Source organism: Coleofasciculus sp. H7-2, assembly GCF_042747725.1.
Lineage (GTDB): Bacteria > Cyanobacteriota > Cyanobacteriia > Cyanobacteriales > FACHB-T130 > FACHB-T130.
The window spans coordinates 1-1,093 of the sequence record NZ_JBHZGO010000091.1; the positions used below are offsets into that span (position 1 = coordinate 1).

Consider the following 1,093-nt stretch of genomic DNA (forward strand, 5'->3'; position numbering starts at 1 on the left):
GAGGGGTGCGCGCATCCCGGCTTTCGTAAAGGAGAAGCCTCCTGTACGCTGTAGTTTGCGACTTCAGCGAAGGAGGCTCTGTTGATGATACCACCGACCTGGGAAGAGCTGTTTAGCGCTTTGGATGAAGGTGTGTTGCCAGAACGCAGCTATCCGTATAGCTACCGAGACCTTCCCCTGATCAAGCTGTTTGTGTACTCGCGGATCAAGGGTATTAGTGGGTTCCAAAGCTTGCAGAAGCATTTGGAGATTCGCTCCGATGTGCTGAACTTAGTAGGCTTAGATAAAGTGCCGCACCGCAAGACCCTAGCTAAGAGGTTCCGAGCGCTACCGGACTCAGTGTTGGGCTTACTGCACCAACTCACCGAGCACTTTACTCTGACCGAGGAGGTAGACGCCAGTATTGCTAGTGTGGACTCGACGCTCATGCACGCCCAAGGCAACGTCTGGCATAAAAAGCAGCGCGATAAAGGTGAACTGCCGAGTTGCGGGAATGTTGACCAAGAAGCGCATTGGGGTAAGAGCGGTTGTAGGGAGTGGGTGTTTGGGTACCGCCTACACGTCCTAACACTCTGTGGACCCGAAGGCATCACCTGGCCAGCAACCATCGGCCTACACGCCGCCAACATCAAAGATGCTGATGTTTTCGATGACGAGCTTGCTCACTGTCTGCCTAACGACACCAAGGTCCTACTCGGCGACGGCGGCTATGACCGAAGGAAATCCCCGTGGGATGACCAGGAAAGCTGTTACCGAAACTGTGATGGACGCGAGGTCACGCTACTCTGTCCCATCAAGGTCAAAAAAACACGCCGCCTGCACGTTGTAAAAGAGCTAAGCTTTACCAAGACCCTTGCATTCGTGAGGTCTTCGCCTTACGCAAGACGACCGTCGAGCCGTTTCAGGGTCAACTTAAAGACCTTTTCAGTTTGGAACACCTGCCTCTAAAAGGTCTCAACAACGTACGTGCCCTATGCTTTTTCTCGGTCCTAGCCTATGTCCTACTGGTCGCTCTCAACATCCGCAACCATCAACCTCCTACGCAAGTGAAAGCAACCATGTTCGCCTTGAGATGAGATGCGCGCACCCCTCA

General features: G+C 53.4%; 1 protein-coding gene. It reads left to right on the forward strand.

From position 1 onward, the window contains the following. Positions 1-84: 84 nt before the first annotated feature. Positions 85-948, forward strand: a complete 864-nt coding sequence (locus tag ACFW2W_RS19065; RefSeq protein ID WP_378181680.1) for a transposase — start codon at positions 85-87, stop codon at positions 946-948. Positions 949-1,093: the final 145 nt, after the last annotated feature.